This window comes from Yoonia sp. KMU-150, from assembly GCF_056858355.1.
Genome location: NZ_JBXEQF010000001.1, coordinates 2,006,958 through 2,026,545 on the forward strand (window position 1 = coordinate 2,006,958; position 19,588 = coordinate 2,026,545).

A 19,588-nucleotide genomic window follows, 5' to 3' on the forward strand; every position below is an offset into this window, starting at 1 on the left:
TGGCCGTGTTCAAGGGGCGAAGTGCGCGACAGGATTGACCCACACTGCCGCCGGGCTAGCTGAAAAAGGCAATTGAACGGAAGGAAGATCGCACCATGACCCTCGCCATTCTCTATGTCGCGACCTTCGGGGTCTTTCTGGCCATCGACTATGTCGGTCTCTCCTTTCTGATCAAACCGGCCTTCGAAAAGGATATCGGGCCTCTTTTGCTGGACAGTCCACGCATCGGCCCGGCCTTCGTGTTCTACGCGTTTTATGCGGGTTGCCTGCTGTGGTTCGTCAGTTGGCCCGCCCTGCAAAACCAGCAGTCGCTGTTGTGGGTCTTCGCATCTGCGGCTTTGCTGGGGGCTTTCGCCTATGGCACCTACGAGTTCACCAACCTGGCCACGCTGCAAGACTGGACGTGGCGTATGGTGATGATCGATTTTACATGGGGCACCTTGCTGACTGGAACATCCGCGACGATCGGCGTGGCGGTCACGCGCGCCGTCGCCACGCCCGCGGGCTGACGCCGCGACAGTTTCAAATTGCGGTGGGCCTGCGGCTCGGCTAACGGTGGGTCATGCCCGCGCATTACGTCTATCTCATCTTCGCGATCATCACCGAGACCATCGGTACGACCGCCCTGCAGGCCAGCCAGCAGTTTACCCGGCTCTGGCCCTCTGTGCTGTGCGTCGTGGCCTATGCCGCGTCGTTCTACCTGATGGCGCTTGCGCTGAAGTATATCCCCGTCGGCATCGCCTATGCCATCTGGTCGGGTCTGGGCATCGTCATGATCGCGCTGATCGGGTTTGCCGTTTTCGGCCAGCGGCTCGACGCCTGGGCGGTGATCGGCATGTCGATGATCATTCTGGGCATCCTCGTGATTCACCTGTTTTCGGCGTCCGGCACCCACTGATCCCGGTGCACGTGCAGTGCACGCCCGGTGCACGCAAATCACACCCTGATTTTAAGGGCTTCCCATTGCGCCCCATGCGCGGTATCCGCGCCCCAAATTCCGTGCCTTCGGGGCACGATGATCCCCGCTACAAAGGCACTGACATGGACATTCGCAATATCGCGATCATCGCACACGTGGACCACGGCAAGACCACGCTGGTGGACGAGTTGCTCAAGCAATCCGGCATCTACCGCGAGAACGAGGCAGTTACCGAACGCGCGATGGACAGCAACGACATCGAGCGCGAGCGCGGCATCACGATCCTGGCGAAATGTACCAGCGTCGAGTGGAAGGGCACCCGCATCAACATCGTCGACACCCCCGGCCACGCCGATTTCGGCGGCGAGGTGGAACGCATCCTGTCGATGGTCGACGGCGTCGTTCTGCTCGTCGATGCCGCCGAAGGGCCGATGCCGCAAACGAAATTCGTGACGTCCAAGGCGCTGGCGCTTGGTCTGCGCCCCATCGTCGTCGTCAACAAGGTCGACAAGCCCGATGGCGAGCCGGACCGCGCCGTGGACGAGGTGTTCGATCTGTTCGCTGCCTTGGACGCGAGCGACGAACAGCTTGATTTTCCTGCCATGTATGCCTCTGGCCGTGCGGGCTGGTGTGATGCTGAACTGGATGGACCGCGCGAGAATCTCGACGCGCTGTTCGACCTGATCGTGGAACACGTCCCCACTCCAAAGCAGATCGAACGGAAGAGCGAACCGTTCCAGATGCTGGCGACGACACTCTCCGCCGACCCGTTCATCGGCCGTATTCTGACCGGCCGGGTCGAGGCGGGCACGCTGAAAGCCGGCGAGACGATCAAGGCATTGTCGCGCACCGGCGACAAGATCGAACAGTTTCGTGTATCCAAGATCCTCGCGTTCCGCGGTCTGGGCCAGCAGCCCATCGATGTGGCCGAAGCGGGCGACATCGTCACCGTCGCCGGCATGACGAAGGCCACCGTGGCCGACACGCTCTGCGATCTGTCCATCGACGAGGCGATTCCGGCACAACCCATCGATCCGCCCACCATCACCGTCACCTTCGGCATCAACGATAGCCCGTTGGCAGGCAAGGACGGCAAGAAGGTGCAGTCGCGCGTGATCCGCGACCGCTTGCTGCGCGAGGCCGAGGTCAACGTGGCCATCAAGATCGCCGACACCCCCGGCGGCGACGCTTTCGAGGTGTCAGGCCGTGGTGAACTCCAGATGGGCGTGCTGATCGAGAACATGCGCCGCGAAGGGTTCGAACTTTCGATCTCGCGCCCGCAGGTCATCTACCGCGAGGAAGACGGCCAACGCATGGAACCGGTCGAGGAAGTCACCATCGACGTGGATGACGAATACACCGGATCGGTGGTCGAAAAGCTAACCGGTCCGCGCAAGGGCGAGTTGACCGAGATGAAGCCCGCCGGTGCCGGCAAGACCCGCATCATCGCGCATGTCCCGTCACGCGGGTTGATCGGCTATCACGGTGAATTCCTCACCGACACGCGAGGCTCTGGTGTGCTCAATCGCCTGTTCCACGGCTGGACCCACTACAAGGGAAAGATCGACGGGCGCCGTCAGGGCGTTCTGATTTCCATGGAAAACGGCACCTCAGTCGCCTTCGCGCTGTGGAACCTCGAAGATCGCGGCAAGATGTTCATCGGCGCGCAGGAGGCGGTGTATCAGGGCATGATCATCGGCGAACATTCGCGCGACAACGATCTGGAAGTGAACCCGCTCAAGGGCAAGAAACTGACAAACGTCCGCGCATCCGGCACCGACGAGGCTGTGCGCCTGACCACGCCGGTGACCATGTCGCTGGAACAGGCCATCGCCTATATCGACGACGACGAACTGGTCGAGGTCACGCCGAACGCGATTCGCCTACGCAAACGCTATCTTGACCCACACGAGCGCAAGCGGCAGGCGCGGGCAAGCTAGGGCCAGTCAAAATTTCGCGAAATTTTTGCACGCAAAGTCCCGTCGAGACTTTGCAAGCACGCGACCGCAGGGTGATCTGACAACCTTCAATCCGCAGTGGCCCATGCGGGCACATTCGCCCACATGCCCGGTTTCGGTCGGCTTGGCGTTCCCGGCATACCGCTTGGGGCGAAACCCGAACCGGTCAACGCCCTCGGTCGTGCGACCGTTGGGCACGTCTGCCCGGCGTGCACCGTTCAGATTTCCTCGACGATGCTTAACTCGCGCTGTGCGGCCCCCTTGGCGTGGCTCAGCGCCTCCTGATAGGCGTCGGAGAAATAGCAATCATGCGCCGCTTGCAGGCTGGGAAAACGGGCGACCACGTTGCGCGGGCGATCCGGCCCTTCCAACTGTTCGTAAGTGCCGCCACGAGCCAGAAACGTGCCGCCGTGCGCGGCGATCGCACCCGTCGCAAGGGCCGCATATTTGCCGTAGGCGGCTTCGTCCGTCACCTTCACATGCGCGATCCAGAGTGCTGTCATCGTCCTATCCTTTCAGAATATCGCGGGCCGCGGCGATCGCCGCTTCCGCATTGTCGGCGCTGGCCGCCCCGCCCTGCGCCATGTCGGGCCGCCCGCCGCCGCCCTTGCCACCCAATGCGGCGACCGCGGCCTTGAGCAGATCGACGGCAGAAACATTATCGGTCAAGTCCTTTGTCACACCGGCGGCCACGGCAGCCTTGCCACCGGCATCGCCGATCAGCACGACCGCGCCACTGCCCATTTCGGCCTTCATCTGGTCGATCAGGCCGGGAAGATCCTTGCCCGACAATCCGGCCATCAGCTTGCCGATGAAGTGCACGCCCGCAATCTCCTCGTCGATGGCCACGTCACTTTGCCCGCCGCTGCCTGCCATCGCCAGATCGCGGCGCAGTTGGGCGACCTCGTTGGCGAGCGCCTTGCGTTCGTCCATCAGCGCCTTGACTCGTGCTGGCACGTCACCCGCCGACGCTTTCAGCGCCAGCGCCGTTTCCGCCAGCCGCATGTCCTGAGTGCGCAGATAATCCAGCGCCGCCTGCCCGGTCAGCGCCTCGATCCGGCGCACACCGGCACTCGACGCACTGTCGCCCAGCGTGACGAACAACCCGATCTCGCCCAGTTGCTTCACATGGGTGCCGCCGCAAAGTTCGAGCGAATAGGTGTTGCCGTCCGTCCCCTTGCCGGAGCCTTCGGCGCGGCCCATGGAGACCACGCGCACCTCCTCGTCGTATTTCTCGCCAAAGAGCGCCTGTGCCCCCAGCGCGCGGGCGTCGTCCGGCGTCATGATCCGGGTCGCGACGGCTGTGTTCTGGCGGATCAGTGCGTTGACCTCTTTTTCCACCGCGTCGAGGTCGTCGAGCGACAGCGCCGCGTTATGACTGAAATCGAAACGCAGCCGATCCGGCGCGTTGAGCGACCCCTTCTGCGCGATATGATCGCCCAGCACATTACGCAGCGCCTCGTTGAGCAGGTGCGTGGCCGAGTGATTGGCCTGAATCGCGGCACGGCGGTCGGCCGCGACGCGCAGTTGCGCGGATTGTCCCTTCGACACACGCCCCTCGGTCACAAAGCCGATATGGATATGGACGCCCGCGACCTTCTTGGTGTCGGTGATCCGCACGGTGCCTGTTTCGGTCGTGATCGTGCCTGCGTCACCGACCTGACCGCCGGCTTCGGCATAGAACGGCGTCTGGTTTAGGGCGATCTGCACCTCGCCATCACCCTCGTCGGCGGCTTTCCCGTCGACGATTACCGCAACGATCTGACCTTCGGCACTCAGTGTGTCGTAACCCAGAAAGTCCGTCGTGCCATGTGTGTCGGCCACGTCGAACCAGACGGTCGCATCGGCTTGCGCGCCGGAGCCGGACCAGGCCGCGCGGGCCTTGGCCTTTTGCTCTGCCATCGCGGCCTCGAACCCGGCGGTATCCACGCCCCGGCCCTGTTCGCGCAGGGCATCCTGGGTGAGGTCGAGCGGGAAGCCGTAGGTATCGTAGAGCTTGAACGCCGTCTCACCCGGCAGGTTGCCGTCCTCGGGCAACTCCGCCACCTCATCGGCCAGCAGCTTCAGCCCACGGTCCAGCGTCTGCTTGAAGCGCACTTCCTCGTTCAGCAGCGTCTCCTCGATCATGCGCTGGCCCTGGCCCAGTTCCGGGTAGGCCGCACCCATCTGCTTGACCAGTTCCGGCACAAGGCGGTGCATCACAGGGTCCTTAGCCCCCAGCAGATGCGCATGGCGCATGGCGCGTCGCATGATGCGACGCAATACATAGCCGCGCCCCTCGTTGGAGGGCAGCACACCTTCAGCGATGAGAAAGGAAGTGGACCGCAAATGGTCCGCGATCACGCGGTGGTGCGTGTTGCCGTCGCCGTCCGGATCGGAATTGGTCGCATTGGCAGAGGCCTCGATCAGCGCGCGCATCAGGTCGGTGTCGTAATTGTCGTGCTTGCCCTGCAAGAGCGCGCCGATCCGTTCCAACCCCATACCGGTGTCGATCGACTGCATGTCGAGCGGCTTCATCGTGCCGTCTTCGAACTGTTCGTTCTGCATGAAAACGATGTTCCAGATCTCGATGAAGCGGTCCCCGTCCTCCTCCGCCGATCCGGGAGGTCCACCCCAGATATGATCGCCATGGTCATAGAAGATTTCGGTGCACGGCCCGCAGGGTCCGGTCGGCCCCATGCGCCAGAAATTGTCGTCCGTCGCGATCCGGATGATCCGGTCTTCCGGCACGCCGACCTTTTTCCAAAGCTCGAACGCTTCGTCATCGGTATGGTAAACGGTCGTCAGCAGGCGGCTCTTGTCGATCCCGAAATCACGGGTCAGCAGGTTCCACGCGAACGGCACCGCCTCGGTCTTGAAATAGTCGCCGAAACTGAAGTTCCCCAGCATCTCGAAGAAGGTATGGTGCCGCGCGGTGTAGCCGACGTTGTCCAGATCGTTATGTTTGCCCCCGGCGCGGACGCATTTCTGCGCGGTCGTGGCGCGCTGATAGGGGCCGCTCTCGACACCGGTAAAGCGGTTCTTGAACTGCACCATGCCCGAATTGGTGAACATCAGCGTCGGGTCGTTGCGCGGCACCAGCGGGCCGGAGGCCACGATTTCGTGGTCGTTGTCACCAAAGAAATTCAGGAACGTGGACCGGATATCGGCAAGGCTGGTCATGGCGGGCTTTCGCTTGTGCAACTGGTTTGGCGGTCAGAAATAGCCGCGCCCCGATGGACTGTCCACAGCCAAGGCCGCAAAGACCGCGACGCATGAAAAAAGGGGCGCGCCGCTCAGGCACGCCCCCATCATCCCGCCCGGCACATCCGGTATCAGAGTTCGACGATTTCCGCGTCACCGTCGCTGTCGTCACCGTCGAAATCCAGCCCGTGCGCGGCACGAATCTTGTCCTCGATCTCATGCGCGATTTCGGGATTTTCACGCAGGAACTGCTTGGAGTTCTCACGCCCCTGCCCGATCCGTTCGTCGCCATAGCTGAACCAGGCACCGGATTTCTCGACCACGCCGGCCTTGACGCCAAGGTCCAGCAATTCACCGTTCTTGGAAATCCCTTCGCCATACATGATGTCGAATTCGACCTGTTTGAATGGCGGGGCCACCTTGTTTTTCACGACTTTCACCCGGGTCGCGTTGCCGACCACCTCATCCCGGTCCTTGATCGCGCCGATGCGGCGGATGTCGAGCCGGACGGAGGCATAGAATTTCAGCGCGTTGCCGCCCGTCGTGGTCTCGGGCGAACCAAACATCACACCGATTTTCATGCGGATCTGGTTGATGAAGATCACCATGCAGCCGGACCGGTTGATGGATCCGGTCAGCTTGCGCATCGCCTGGCTCATCAGGCGGGCATGGACACCGACGCTGCTGTCGCCCATGTCGCCCTCAAGCTCCGACTTCGGCGTCAGGGCCGCGACGGAGTCGACGATCACCATGCTGACAGCACCGGAACGGACCAGCGTATCGACGATTTCGAGCGCCTGTTCACCGGTGTCGGGCTGCGAGATCAGCAGTTCGTCAAGGTTTACGCCCAGCTTCTTTGCATATTGCGGATCAAGCGCGTGTTCCGCGTCGACAAAGGCGCAGACACCGCCCTTTTTCTGTTCTTCGGCAATGGCGTGCAGTGTGAGCGTGGTCTTGCCCGATGATTCCGGTCCGTAAATCTCGATCACGCGACCCTTGGGCAGCCCGCCGATGCCAAGCGCGATGTCCAGACCCAGCGATCCGGTGCTCGTCGCCTCGATGTCGGGCATCTTGTTTTCGCCACCAAGCGTCATGATCGACCCTTTGCCGAACTGGCGTTCGATTTGGGCCAGCGCACTGTCGAGCGCCTTTTGCTTGTCGGCTGTTTTCTTGTCGGTCATTTGGAGGAGATCTGCCGTTGCCATTGTGTCCTGTCCTTATTTCATAGCCCGTAGAGGGCTACAATCGCTGCTTTTTGTTCGCCTTGTGTTCTGTATCCCTATATGGGACCAAAAAGAGAACATTGCAACCAGTTTCGATCCCCTCCACACTCACGCAGGTGTGGTTAATTTTGCGTTTATGGCGTAGGAAAAATCCGATCGCTCTATGGGGAATCGCGCAAATGCTTGTTTTCTGGAATGAAAAGCTGGTGCTGCTGGCGGTGCCCAAGACAGGAACGACGGCACTCGAAGGCGCGCTCGCCCCACGGGCGTCAATCGTGATGCGCGATCCGCCGGTTCTGAAACACTCGCCCGTATATCGCTACAACAAATACGTGCGCCCGTTTCTGGAAGAGGCCGGCGGGCAGTCGGACATGGAGACCGTGGCGGTTGTGCGCCACCCCGTCGACTGGCTGTCAAGCTGGTTTCGCTACCGCAACCGCAACGAGTTGGTCGGGCAGCCCAATTCGACCCGTCACGTCAATTTCAGCGACTTCGTGCTGGAATACTGCAAGGACAGACCCGCCGGTTTCGCCAATGTCGGGTCTCAGTCGAAATTCCTGCTGCGTCGCAGTGACGGATTGCTGGGGGTGGATCACCTGTTCAGCTATGAGCGGCCGCAGAGCCTTTATGCCTTTCTCGAAGACAGGCTGGACACGAAAGTCGAGACAAAGCGCATCAACGTGTCGCCCGATTTCAAGACACATCTGTCGGCCGAGGCAGAGGCCACCTACCGCGAGGTGCACGCACGCGAATTCACCCTGTGGGAATCGGCGCGGACCTGACGCCTAGCTGTCGCGCGTCAGCGTCCGCTCGATCGCGTCTTTCCAACCGGCATAGCGGCGGTCGCGCGTGGCCTCGTCCATCTGCGGATCGAACCGGCGGTCCAGCGCCCAGCTTTCGGCAAATCCGTCGCGGTCGGGATAGACACCCGCCGTCATCCCGGCCAGCCACGCCGCCCCCAGCGCCGTGGTTTCCAGCACGTCGGGCCGGTCCACCGGCGCGCCAATGATGTCGGACAGGAACTGCATCGACCAGTCCGATGCGCTCATCCCGCCGTCCACGCGTAACACGTCGGCCTTGTCGCCCGCGTCCCAGTCGCTTTTCATCGCCTCCAGCAGGTCGCGGGTCTGAAAGCCAACGCTTTCCAGCGCAGCACGGGCAAATTCCGCAGGGCCGGAGTTGCGTGTCAGGCCATAGATCGCGCCGCGCGAGTCTGCATCCCAATACGGCGCGCCGAGACCCGTGAAGGCTGGAACGAGATAAAGCTCCTGCGATGTGTCGGCGGTTTCCGCCAGCGGCTGCGTCTCCTTCGCCTCGCGGATAATCTTCAGACCGTCGCGCAGCCACTGCACAACCGCGCCTGCAATAAAAATCGACCCTTCGAGCGCATAGGTCGGCTTGCCATCGAACTGATAGGCGATGGTGCCCAGCAGGCGGTTTTTGCTTTCCACCAGCGTATCGCCGGTATTGAGCAGCGCGAAACATCCCGTGCCGTAGGTCGATTTCAGCATGCCCGGGCGGAAACAGGCCTGCCCGATGGTCGCGGCCTGCTGGTCGCCCGCCACGCCGAGGATAGGAATTTCCTTGCCGAAGAGATCGGCGCGGGTCTTGCCGAACTCACCTGCACAGTCTTGTACCTCTGGCAGCATCTCCATGGGGATGTCGAAGCGCTCGCAGATCGTCTTGCTCCATCGGCCCTTGCGGATGTCATACAGCATCGTACGCGCGGCGTTGGTGGCGTCGGTCACATGCGATGTGCCGCCGGTCAGTTTCCAGATCAGGAAGCAATCGACGGTGCCGAACAGCAGCTTGCCGTCGCGCGCCTTAGCCCGCGCCCCGTCGACGTTGTCCAGCAGCCATTTCAGCTTCGTCGCGGAAAAATAGGGATCGAGCAGCAGACCGGTGCGCTGCGTCACCTCTGCCTCAAACCCGTCGGCCTTGAGATCCTGACACATCTGCGACGTGCGCCTGTCCTGCCAGACGATGGCGTTGTGGATCGGTTCTCCACTGTCCTTGTCCCAGACGATGACGGTCTCGCGCTGGTTGGTGATCCCGATAGCGGCGATATCGCCCGCTTTGATCCCGGCCTTCTCGATCGCCCCGCGGCAGGTGGACGCGGTCGACGACCAGATGTCGGACACGTCATGTTCCACCCAGCCCGATTTCGGGAAATGCTGGGTGAATTCCTCCTGCGCACTGGCCTTCACCTTCATCTTTTCGTCAAAGATGATCGCCCGGCTGGATGTCGTGCCCTGGTCGATGGCAAGAATATGGGTCATGGGATCCTCCCGTTGGAACGGTGACAGCGTAGCGATTTCGATAAGCGCCTCAAGTGGGCTGTGCGTCGGACATATAGGCGTCGAGAGCCGCGATCTGGTCCTTGCTCAACCGCAGACCCAGCTTGCTACGACGCCAGACCACGTCTTCCGTCGTGCGCGCGAATTCGTGGGTCATCAGCCAATCGACCTCCGTCGCGGTCAGCGTCGCACCAAAATCCTCTCCCAGATCATCCGGCGTTGTCGCACCGGCCAGCATATCGGCGGCGTCGGTGCCGTAGGCTTTCATCAAGCGGGTGGCCCAGGGTTTTGTGAGAAAGGGAAATTCACCCATCAGGGCGACGATCAGATCATCACGTTCCGCAACCTTGAAATCCCCGCCCGGCATGGCGACACCGGCCGTCCAAGGCTCGCCCCCGCCGATCAGCGGTGTCAGCTTCTTCAGCGCGTTTTCCGCCAGCTTGCGATAGGTCGTGATCTTGCCGCCGAAGATGTTGAGCAGCGGCGGCCCGTTTTCGTCGAGCGACAGCACATAGTCGCGCGTCGCCGCCGTCGCGGATTTCGCGCCGTCGTCATAAAGCGGCCGCACGCCGGAATAGGTCCAGACCACATCCTCGCGCGTCACCGGTTTTTCGAAGTACTGGCTGGCGAAGGCGCAGAGGTAATCCTGTTCTTCATCCGTCGCATGAGGTTTGGTTGCCAAGTCATTGTGTTCCTTGTCGGTCGTTCCGATCAGGGTGAAGTCATTTTCGTAGGGAATGGCGAAGATGATCCGCCCGTCCTCGCCCTGGAAAAAATACGCCTTGTCGTGATCGTAGAGCCGTTTCGTCACGATGTGACTGCCACGGACGAGGCGGACGCCTTCGGAGGAATTGATCCGCACGGCGCCGCGGATGATGTCCTCCACCCATGGTCCACCGGCGTTGACCAGCGCGCGGGCGGTCACGGTGCTGACCGCCCCGTTCTGATCCAGCGTGATGGTCCAGTGGTCGCCGTCGCGGGTCGCTTCCGTCACCTTGGTCCGGGTCATGATCTGCGCGCCGCGTTCCTGCGCGTCGCGGGCGTTCAGCACGACCAGCCGCGCGTCCTCGACCCAGCAGTCGGAATACTCATAGGCGCGTTGATACTTTTGTTTGAGCGGCTTGCCCTCCGGGTCGGTCGTCAGATCGACCTTCGACGTGCCGGGCAGAATCTCGCGTCCGCCAAGCGTGTCGTAGAGGAAAAGCCCGAACCGGATCAGCCACAGCGGCCTGCGGCCTTTCATCCATGGCATGAACAACGTCAGCAATTTCGACGTCGGCGTGTCGCCCTCGAACCGCATATCCTTGTGGTAAGGCAGTACGAACCGCATCGGCCAACTGATATGCGGCATCGCCTTGAGCAGAACCTCGCGTTCGATCAGCGCCTTGCGGACAAGGCCGAACTCGAAGAACTCAAGATAGCGCAAACCGCCGTGAAACAACTTGGTCGATGCTGACGACGTGGCCGAGGCCAGATCGTTCATCTCCGCCAGCCCGACCTGTAAACCGCGCCCCTGTGCGTCCCGCGCGATGCCGGTGCCATTGATACCGCCGCCGATGATGAAAAGGTCGAAATCCGTGTCCATGGCCTAGCCTTCCTGTGCTTGTCCTGCTTTGGATCGACGGTGGCGTAGTGGCAAGTCAGTGAAGTTAATATTTTCGTTTCATGAAAAGCGAATGTATCTTTGGCGTGTAAATTGCGATTGTTCTGTTTTAATAATGTTCGCTTTCACTTAGAACGAACATATGGAACAGGAAACGCGTCACGCCCGCATACTCTCCCGCGCCCGCGCGACCGGTAAGGTGCGGGCGACTCCGCTGGCGCAACACATGGGCGTGACGGTTCAGACGGTGCGCCGTGACCTGCGGACGCTTTGCGAGGCTGGCCTGCTGGAACGGGTGCATGGCGGGGCCGTCCTGCCCTCCGGCGTCGCGAACATCGGCTATGCCGACCGGCGCGCGCTGAACCGCGACGCGAAGGACCGGATCGCCGCCCGCGCCGCGCGCCTGATCCCGGATCACGCGTCGGTATTCCTCAACATCGGCACCACGACAGAGGCCGTGGCCCGCGCCCTTCTGGAGCATCGCCACCTGAAAGTCGTGACCAACAACATGAACGTCGCCACGATCCTGTCGCGCAATCCCAGTTGCGAGGTGATCGTCGCGGGTGGCGTGTTGCGCCGGTCCGATGGCGGGCTTGTGGGTGATCTGGCGGCGCTTGCCATTGGGCGGTTCAAGGTGGATTTTGCGGTGATCGGCGCATCCGCCGTCGATCTGTCGGGCGATCTGCTGGATTTCGATGCGGAGGAGGTGCGCGTGAGCCGCGCGATCCTCGATGCCGCCCGCGCGACGGTGCTGGTGGCGGACAAAGCGAAGTTCACCCGCAAGGCCCCGGTCAAGATAGCGTCTCTGTCAGAGGTCGATCATTTCGTGACCGACGGAATCCCGTCGGAACGGCTGGCGATGGCTTGCGCGGATTGGGGGACGCGGGTGCATCTGGTGTGACTTTCGCCCGGCATCGCCGGGCAGCGTCTGCCCGCCCCCATGGGCGGACGCTTCGCGCCGCCCGCAGTCAGACGCCGCCCTCTGGGTCAGCTTCACCCCTGCCCCTGAACCCCGTCGCCACCACAAATTTTTCCGAACTGTCGGATCGTGACGATGGCGGTTTGACGTTGGCGACCTTGGTAAACCGCGCTTTCAGCAGTTTCTGCAATTCGCCCTCGGCCCCGCCGGCCAAAACTTTTGCGACGAATGTGCCGCCCTCTTCCAGAACGTCAAAGGCGAAATAGGCCGCCGCCTCGCACAGAGCGATGATGCGCAAATGGTCGGTCTGCTTGTGGCCCGAGGAGGACGCGGCCATGTCGGACATCACCACATCCGCCGGACCGCCGAGCCAGTCCATGACTTGCCTATCTGCGCCGTCATCCAGAAAATCCAACTGGTAGATGTCGGCACCGGGAACCGGCTCCACCTCTTGCAGGTCGATGCCAACGATTTTGCCCACAGCCTTGCTCGTCCGGGTGCCGAGCGCGTTGATGCGCGGCACGGCCACCTGCAACCAGCCGCCGGGGGCGCAGCCAAGGTCGACTACGCGCGCGCCGGGGATCAGAAACTGGTATTTTTCGTTCAGCTCCAGAATCTTGTAGGCCGCACGTCCGCGATAGCCGTCCTTCTTGGCGCGCGCGACGTAAGGGTCGTTCAACTGCCGTTGCAGCCATTGCGTCGACGACAGCTTGCGCCCGCGAGCGGATTTCACCTTGACGTGCAGGTCGCGCTGGCCGCGCCCGCTGGTGTTCTTCTTGCCCGGTGTCTTTGCCATGATGCCGCCTTTGAAACGCAAAACAGCCCCGCCGTGACGGGGCTGCCAAGCACATAGCCCATCGGGCCTGTGAATTTAAGGGCTTTAGCGGCGCGCGCGACGCCCGGTGCGGGCGCGGCCCTCACCCTCTTTCACCGGGGCGCGGTTGAAGCGGATCCATTCGCCACCGCCCGCATCGTTGTTGGTCAGGAAGTTGGCGGCGCGGATCGCCTCCATCTCCTTGCCCGCGCGCGGCTTGGTCGATCCCATGCCGAAGAGCGTGACGAAGGTTTCGTCGTCGATATCTTCCGGCAGGATGATGCCCGAGGCCAGCACCTCTTCCTTCTTTGCGGCGATCGCCTTTGGACCGATGGGCAGCGCCACGGGGTTCATGATCGCAGAGGTCATGCCGGCGGTCATCGCCATCGGCAGAAACGCGTTGTTGATCCCGTGCCGGTTCGGCAAGCCGAAAGAGATGTTGGACGCGCCGCAGGTCGTGTTCACGCCCAATTCCTCGCGCAGGCGGCGGACCAGGGTGAAGACCTGCAAACCGGCAGTACCCATCGCCCCGATGGGCATGACGAGCGGGTCGACCACGATGTCATGCGCCGGGATGCCGAAATCGGCGGCGCGTTCCACGATCTTTTTCGCGACGGCAAAGCGCACGTCGGGGTCTTCGGAAATGCCGGTGTCGTCGTTCGAGATCGCCACGACCGGCACGTTGTATTTCTTGACCAGCGGTAGGACGAGTTCCAACCGCTCCTCCTCGCCCGTCACGGAGTTCAGCAGCGGGCGACCTTCGGCTGCGGCGAGGCCGTTTTCCAGCGCGCCGGGGACCGAGCTGTCGATGCAGAGCGGGCAGTCGGTCACCGCCTGCACGCGGGCGACCAGTTCGGCCATCAGCGTCGGTTCGACGAAGTTGTTGTCGGCATAGCGCGGATCTTCGGCCATCTTGTTGGAGAAGACCGCACCGGAGTTGATGTCGAGCACATTGGCCCCGGCGGCGACCTGTGCCAGCGCGTCGGCCTCCACCCGGCTAAAATCGCCGCGCTCCAGCTCTTCGTTCAGGATCTTGCGGCCCGTGGGATTGATCCGCTCGCCAATCACGCAGAACGGCTGATCGAAGCCGATGATCGTGGTCTTGGTCTTGGATTCGACGATGGTGCGGGTCATGCGGGCTCTTTCATTGGGTTTGCAGGTGTGGCGGCGTCACCGCCATGGGCGATGGCCCACTTGGCGTTGGTCTTGATCCCGCCCAGCGGGAAGAAGTGCACATTGGAGATGTTGAAGTCGGGGTTGGCGGCCTTGTGCGCGGCGAGTTCGGCCACGACATCGTCAGGCTCGTAGGGCAGCAGCAGCTTGGTGACGTCCATCGCGCGCTTTTGCAGCACCTTGAGCGATGGGCCGACGCCGCAGGCGATGGCGAATTTGATCAGCGTCTGCAGCTTGGCGGGCCCCGCGATGCCGATGTGGATCGGCAGGGTGATGCCTGCGTATTTCAGGCTGTCGGCCCATTCGATAATCGGCTGCGCCTCGAACGCGAATTGCGTGGCGATGGCCATTTCCGCGTCCGTCCGGGTCTGGAAGTCGTTTTTCCACTTTAACGCGGCGTCGACTTTCAACCGGGTGCCGTCGGTGTCGATGTCGCGGTTGCCCTCGGGGTGGCCCGCGACGTGCAGACGCTCCAACCCGGCTTCGTCGAACAGACCAGTTTCCATCAGCTGCATGCTGTCGCTGAAATCGCCGTGCGGAGTGGTGACGCCCCCGGCCAGCAGCAGCGCCTGTTTCACGTCCGCCTCGCCCTGATACATCGCGATCCAGTTGGCGAGCGTCGCGCGATCCTTGATGATGCGCGCGGGAAAGTGCGGCATGACCTTGTAGCCTTCGGCGTTCAGCCGCTTGGCGGTCGCGACCATATCCTCGATCGGCGTGCCCTCGATATGGGCGATATAGACGCGGGTGCCTGCGGGCAGCAGCGACTGGAAATCCTCGACCTTCTCGGCGGTGCGCGGCATCACCTCGATGGAGTAATCCTGCAGGAACGCCGCGACCTGCGGATTGTTGATGTCGGCGGCGGGGGCCTGTTTCTTGCGGAAGGGCAGCAAAGACATGATGAGGTCCTTAAGGCGAGAGGGGTGCGTGGTGGTCAGGGTCAGGCCCAGCCGTCGTTTGCGATCAGGGTCTTGATCCGGTCCTGGTCATATTCGGCGTCGATCCGGGCGACCTCGGCTGCGGCGACATCGGCATCCGCGCCATCGACGCTGAACGGTTCGGCCTTGCGGAACCCTTCGAGGTAGGCGTCTGACTCGGCGGCGCCGGATTTCATCGCGGCGCGGTCGATGGCCTGCTCGAACCGTTCGGGCAATGGCAGTTTCGTCCCGCGACGACCCTTGCCGACGATGACCTGTGCGGGCATGTCGCGCCAATACACGATCGTTACATCTGCCATCGTTGATTCCCTCCGACCCCGGTGTTGGCTGCGGTTCTAGCACTCGTGCCCCGCGCACCCTGCCAAATTTCGACGTCGCAGCGCGCACCAGCGACCCCGCGCCTTATGCCCGCCCTGCCGCCGCCGGGCCAGCCTGCGCTGCCCCCTTTATCCTAAACAAGTTGATGCGTTTCGTTCATCACGTCACAGCGACAAGGCTTGCGGGATCGTCTTCGAACCCTTAGCTTGAAGACAACTCGAAATGGAGGGCGTGTGTCATGGCGCCCAAGCGTCCCAAAGGTGCGGGCGCGTTCCCCAAAGCGGTCGCAACCCCCGCACCCAAAGCGCCCGATCCGGCGGAGCTTTATGCCGCTCTGGATCTGGGCACGAACAGTTGTCGTATGTTGATTGCCCAACCCAAGGGCAGCCAGTTTCATGTGGTCGACAGCTTTTCAAAATCCGTGCAACTCGGCCAAGGCCTGGAAAGCACAGGCAAGCTGTCCCGCGCGTCGATGAACCGCACGATCGCGGCCATGCGTATCTGCCGTCAGAAGCTGGACAGGCACGGCGTCCGCAAGATGCGGCTGGTCGCGACAGAGGCATGCCGGCGCGCCGCGAACGGCGCAAATTTCGTGGCCAAGGTCCGCCGTGAAACGGGCCTGAACCTTGAAATCATCGCGCCGGAAGACGAGGCCCGGCTGGCGGTCATTTCCTGCGCGCCGCTGGTCAGCACCAAAACCGAACAATTGCTCGTCGTCGATATCGGCGGCGGATCGACGGAGCTGGTCTGGATCGACCTGACGAACGTGCCGCGCGTCGAACGCCCCCGCGCGATCATGCGGCTGCACGCCGGGTTTCGGGCCGATCCCGGCCCCTTTGCCGCCGCAAAGGTGGTGGACTGGATTTCCGTGCCGCTTGGAGTCGCCACGCTGCGCGACCAGTTCGCGGATGTAGAGGACGACGGCGCACGTTTCGCCCTGATGAGCTGGTTTTTCGAGGAAGGGCTGGAAGAATTCGCCCCGTCGGCCTCTGAACAGGACCGCGAGGGATTTCAGATCATCGGGACCAGCGGCACCGTCACCACGGTCGCGGCCAGCCATCTTGGCCTGCGCCGCTATGACCGGACGAAGGTGGACGGGCTGCGCATGACCAGCGATCAGATCGACACGGTGATCCGCAACTATCTGGCGCTCGGTCCCGGCGGGCGGCGTCAGGACCCGCGCATCGGCAAGGACCGGCAGGCGCTGATCATGTCAGGTGCCGCGATCCTGCAGGCGCTGATGCGGCTATGGCCGACAGACCGGCTGTCGGTCGCTGACCGCGGGCTGCGCGAGGGGCTTCTTTATCAGCAGATGTCGGCGGACGGCGTGCTGGAGCCGGGTCCGTACTGAAGCGACGCAACGCTGCGGGGCAATATGAAAAAAGGGCCGCGCAATTCTGCAACGGCCCCTTTCCAAAATATCACGACGGATTACCGGTAGTACAGCGACTGTCCGTTGTGGAAAATGTGCACCTTGCCTGGGTCCGCCGTCAGCTGCGCCGTCTGCCCGCGCATGGATTTATGGATACCGGCCATCTTGGCGATCACGGCGTTGGTATCCTCTTCGGATGTCGGCGTTTCGAAATAGAGCAGCGTCACCTCGCCGAGGGCCTCGGCGATCTCGACCTTGCCGGTAAAGGCATAGTCGCTGCCTTCGGCGGGCACGAAATCCTCGGGCCGGATGCCGACATTGACCTTGAGACCCTTGTCGGCCGCCGTCGTCTTGATGTTGGAATAGGTGATGCCGGAGCCGTCGTTGATCTTGACGCCGGTCCGCTCGCCGGTTTCCACGATCTCGCCTGCCAGCAGGTTCATGGAGGGTGATCCGATGAAGCGCGCGACAAATTCGTTTTCCGGCGTCTCGTAGAGTTCCAGCGGGCTGCCGACCTGGGCGATGGAATACTTGTGGCCGTTATCCTTGAGCGCATCGAGCACAACGATCCGGCTGGCCAGCGTCATCGCCTCGACCTGGTCGTGGGTCACGTAGATCATCGTGCTTTCGGGCATCGATTCCTTGAGCTGTGCGATCTCGATCCGGGTTGCGACGCGCAGGGCGGCGTCGAGGTTGGAAAGCGGTTCGTCGAACAGGTAAACCTTGGGATCGCGCACGATGGACCGGCCGATGGCCACACGTTGCCGCTGACCACCCGACAGCGCCTTCGGCAGACGGTCGAGGTATTCGTCGAGTTGCAGGATCTTGGCGGCCTTGCCGACGGCGGCGTCGATCTCGGAGGGGGACTTCTTCGCCAGTTTCAGCGCGAAAGACATATTGTCGCGCACGGTCATATGCGGATAGAGCGCGTAGGATTGGAACACCATCGCGATACCGCGCTGCGCGGGCGGCACATCGTTCACCACGGTGCCGTCGATCTGCAATTCGCCGCTGGTGATGCTCTCCAGCCCGGCGATCATTCGCAGAAGGGTCGACTTGCCGCAGCCGGACGGGCCGACGAACACGATCAACTCGCCCTGTTTGATATCAAGGTTGATATCCTTGAGCACATCGACCGTACCACCGTAGGTTTTCGCGACGTTCGTAAGTTTGAGATCGGCCATTGTTAAGGTCCCCCCTGAATACTGTAGGTGCCCGGATCAGGCAGTTTTGCGGGCAAGACACACTTGCCATGGTCCCAGATGCAGACGGCCGTCGGATGACGGATGCGCGCTGCCAAGTTCTTCGCCGATAGGCGACCATTCCCCTGCGGGCAGGTCGAAATCGGACGGTGTTTCGCTGATGTTGAAGGCGCAGAATATCGTGTCGCCCTCGAAGGTGCGCGTGAAATAGAGCACGTCGTCGGTCGCGCGCAGCTTGTCGTGGCTGCCCACCGCAAGGGCCGGGTTGGCCTGCCGGAACGCGATGGCGCGGCGGTAGTGGTGCAACAGCGCGCCCGGCTCCGCCTCTTGCGCTGCGACAGACATCGACAGGTGTTCGGATGCGACGGGCAGCCACGGCCGCCCGACGGAAAAGCCGCCGTTCTGGTTGCTGGGCTCCCAGACCATCGGTGTTCGGCAGCCGTCGCGGCCCTTGAACTCGGGCCAGAATTCGATGCCGTAGGGGTCCTGCAGGTCATCGAAGGCGACATCGGCCTCCGGCAGGCCCAGTTCCTCGCCCTGATAGAGGCACACCGATCCGCGCAGGCACAGGATCAGCGTGGCATACATCCGCTGCGCGGCAGGCGGCAGATCCCAGCGGCTGGCATGGCGCTGCACATCATGGTTGGAAAAGGCCCAGCAGGCCCAGCCATCCTCGGCGACCTCATCGACCCGGTTCATCACTTCGACGATCCGCTTGGCGGTCGGCTGGTCTTTTGCCAGAAACTCGAACGCATAGCACATCTGCATCAGGTCATCGCCGGCGGTGTATTCGCCCATGATCTCCAACCCGCGCTGCGCATCGCCCACCTCGCCCACGGCGGCAGCGCCGAAGGGTTCCATCACCGCGCGCAGTTTGCGCAGGAATTCCAGGTTCTCTGGCTGGTTCTTGGAATAAAGGTGTTCCTGATGGTTATAGGGGTTCACGGAGGGCGCGATGGTCGCATTGCGCTTCTCGCGGGGCAGCGGCGGGTTGTCCCGCAGCTGTGCGTCGTGGGTGTAGAAATTGATCGTGTCCAGACGGAATCCGTCGCACCCCCGGTTCAGCCAGAACCGTGCCACGTCCAGCAGTGCATCCTGCACGGCGGGCGTGTGGAAGTTCAGGTCGGGCTGGGACACGAGAAAGTTGTGCAGGTAATACTGCTCGCGCCGCGCGTCCCACTGCCAGGCCGATCCGCCGAAGATCGACAGCCAGTTGTTGGGCGGCGTGCCGTCATCCTTGGGATCGGCCCAGACATACCAATCGGATTTGGCATTGTCGCGGCTGGCGCGGCTTTCCTTAAACCACGGATGTTCGTCGGAGGTATGCGACAGTACGAGGTCGATCATCACCCGCACGCCAAGCCGGTGCGCGGTCTCGACGATGGCATCGAAATCGGCCAGTGAACCGAACATCGGATCGACGTCGCAGTAATCGCTCACGTCATAGCCGAAGTCCTTCATCGGCGACATGAAGAACGGCGATATCCAGATCGCGTCCACACCCAGTGATGCGATATAGGGCAGCCGCTGCACGATTCCGGCCAGATCGCCGATGCCGTCGCCGTTGCTGTCCTGATAGCTGCGCGGATAGATCTGGTAGATCACCGCCCCGCGCCACCAGTCCTTGTCGGTGGCGGCGTCGGGGATCGCTTGGGCTGCTACACTCATC

General features: G+C 62.4%; 17 protein-coding genes. 6 read left to right on the plus strand and 11 right to left on the minus strand.

The genetic code is table 11. The features are described from left to right. Window positions 1-95 precede the first annotated feature (95 nt). The 3 genes from AC04PH_RS09925 to typA all read left to right on the plus strand — a co-directional run bounded on the left by AC04PH_RS09925 (window position 96) and on the right by typA (window position 2,859). A complete protein-coding gene (locus AC04PH_RS09925; RefSeq protein ID WP_483065582.1) occupies window positions 96-509 on the plus strand; it encodes a DUF2177 family protein in 414 nt (137 codons plus the stop codon). Window positions 510-562: 53 nt separating this feature from the next. Further along, the gene (locus tag AC04PH_RS09930) at window positions 563-898 is read left to right on the plus strand and encodes a DMT family transporter (RefSeq protein WP_483065583.1); all 336 of its coding nucleotides are present in this window, start codon (window positions 563-565) and stop codon (window positions 896-898) included. A 143-nt stretch (window positions 899-1,041) separates the two neighbouring features. Continuing rightward, entirely contained in the window at window positions 1,042-2,859 is a 1,818-nt protein-coding gene (gene typA / locus AC04PH_RS09935) for a translational GTPase TypA (RefSeq protein WP_483065584.1), read from the plus strand. A gap of 236 nt (window positions 2,860-3,095) precedes the next feature. On the opposite strand, the gene AC04PH_RS09940 is transcribed toward typA, so the two are convergent. The 3 genes from AC04PH_RS09940 to recA form a co-directional block, all read right to left on the minus strand. Further along, window positions 3,096-3,380 (minus strand): DUF1330 domain-containing protein, encoded by a 285-nt coding sequence (locus tag AC04PH_RS09940; RefSeq protein WP_483065585.1) that lies wholly within the window; start codon window positions 3,378-3,380, stop codon window positions 3,096-3,098. Between the two features lie 4 nt (window positions 3,381-3,384). After that, window positions 3,385-6,039, minus strand: a complete 2,655-nt coding sequence (alaS, locus tag AC04PH_RS09945) for an alanine--tRNA ligase (RefSeq protein ID WP_483065586.1) — start codon at window positions 6,037-6,039, stop codon at window positions 3,385-3,387. A 152-nt stretch (window positions 6,040-6,191) separates the two neighbouring features. Next, complete coding sequence (recA, locus tag AC04PH_RS09950; RefSeq protein ID WP_483065587.1) at window positions 6,192-7,265, minus strand: recombinase RecA; 1,074 nt, start codon at window positions 7,263-7,265, stop codon at window positions 6,192-6,194. A 197-nt stretch (window positions 7,266-7,462) separates the two neighbouring features. Between recA and AC04PH_RS09955 the strand changes: the two genes are divergently transcribed. After that, on the plus strand, window positions 7,463-8,065 hold the full coding sequence (locus AC04PH_RS09955; RefSeq protein WP_483065588.1) for a gamma-glutamyl kinase: 603 nt from the start codon (window positions 7,463-7,465) through the stop codon (window positions 8,063-8,065). Window positions 8,066-8,068: 3 nt separating this feature from the next. On the opposite strand, the gene glpK is transcribed toward AC04PH_RS09955, so the two are convergent. After that, window positions 8,069-9,562 carry a glycerol kinase GlpK gene (gene glpK / locus AC04PH_RS09960; RefSeq protein ID WP_483065589.1) on the minus strand — a complete coding sequence of 498 codons (1,494 nt, stop codon included), beginning with the start codon at window positions 9,560-9,562 and terminating at the stop codon, window positions 8,069-8,071. Between the two features lie 49 nt (window positions 9,563-9,611). Then, on the minus strand, window positions 9,612-11,165 hold the full coding sequence (gene glpD / locus AC04PH_RS09965; protein ID WP_483065590.1) for a glycerol-3-phosphate dehydrogenase: 1,554 nt from the start codon (window positions 11,163-11,165) through the stop codon (window positions 9,612-9,614). 160 nt (window positions 11,166-11,325) lie between these two features. Between glpD and AC04PH_RS09970 the strand changes: the two genes are divergently transcribed. Then, window positions 11,326-12,084: a DeoR/GlpR family DNA-binding transcription regulator gene (locus tag AC04PH_RS09970; protein WP_483065591.1), complete on the plus strand. Its 759-nt coding sequence runs from the start codon at window positions 11,326-11,328 to the stop codon at window positions 12,082-12,084. A gap of 67 nt (window positions 12,085-12,151) precedes the next feature. On the opposite strand, the gene AC04PH_RS09975 is transcribed toward AC04PH_RS09970, so the two are convergent. From AC04PH_RS09975 to AC04PH_RS09990, 4 genes are all read right to left on the minus strand, one after another. Beyond that, a complete protein-coding gene (locus AC04PH_RS09975; protein ID WP_483065592.1) occupies window positions 12,152-12,898 on the minus strand; it encodes an RlmE family RNA methyltransferase in 747 nt (248 codons plus the stop codon). An 84-nt stretch (window positions 12,899-12,982) separates the two neighbouring features. After that, a complete protein-coding gene (locus tag AC04PH_RS09980) occupies window positions 12,983-14,050 on the minus strand; it encodes a methyltetrahydrofolate cobalamin methyltransferase (RefSeq protein ID WP_483065593.1) in 1,068 nt (355 codons plus the stop codon). Next, entirely contained in the window at window positions 14,047-14,988 is a 942-nt protein-coding gene (locus tag AC04PH_RS09985) for a methylenetetrahydrofolate reductase (RefSeq protein WP_483065594.1), read from the minus strand. The genes AC04PH_RS09980 and AC04PH_RS09985 overlap by 4 nt, the downstream gene beginning before the upstream one ends. Before the next feature lie 41 nt (window positions 14,989-15,029). Further along, window positions 15,030-15,326 carry a virulence factor gene (locus AC04PH_RS09990; protein WP_483065595.1) on the minus strand — a complete coding sequence of 99 codons (297 nt, stop codon included), beginning with the start codon at window positions 15,324-15,326 and terminating at the stop codon, window positions 15,030-15,032. A gap of 257 nt (window positions 15,327-15,583) precedes the next feature. On the opposite strand from AC04PH_RS09990, the gene AC04PH_RS09995 reads away from it, so the two are divergent. After that, entirely contained in the window at window positions 15,584-16,696 is a 1,113-nt protein-coding gene (locus AC04PH_RS09995; RefSeq protein ID WP_483065596.1) for a Ppx/GppA phosphatase family protein, read from the plus strand. Window positions 16,697-16,776: 80 nt separating this feature from the next. Here AC04PH_RS09995 and AC04PH_RS10000 read toward each other — a convergent pair whose 3' ends face one another. Together AC04PH_RS10000 and AC04PH_RS10005 are read right to left on the minus strand one after the other, a co-directional pair. Continuing rightward, window positions 16,777-17,901, minus strand: coding sequence for an ABC transporter ATP-binding protein (locus tag AC04PH_RS10000; RefSeq protein ID WP_483065597.1), 1,125 nt, complete (start codon window positions 17,899-17,901; stop codon window positions 16,777-16,779). A gap of 36 nt (window positions 17,902-17,937) precedes the next feature. Beyond that, window positions 17,938-19,587, minus strand: coding sequence for an alpha-glucosidase (locus tag AC04PH_RS10005; RefSeq protein ID WP_483065598.1), 1,650 nt, complete (start codon window positions 19,585-19,587; stop codon window positions 17,938-17,940). Window position 19,588 lies beyond the last annotated feature (1 nt).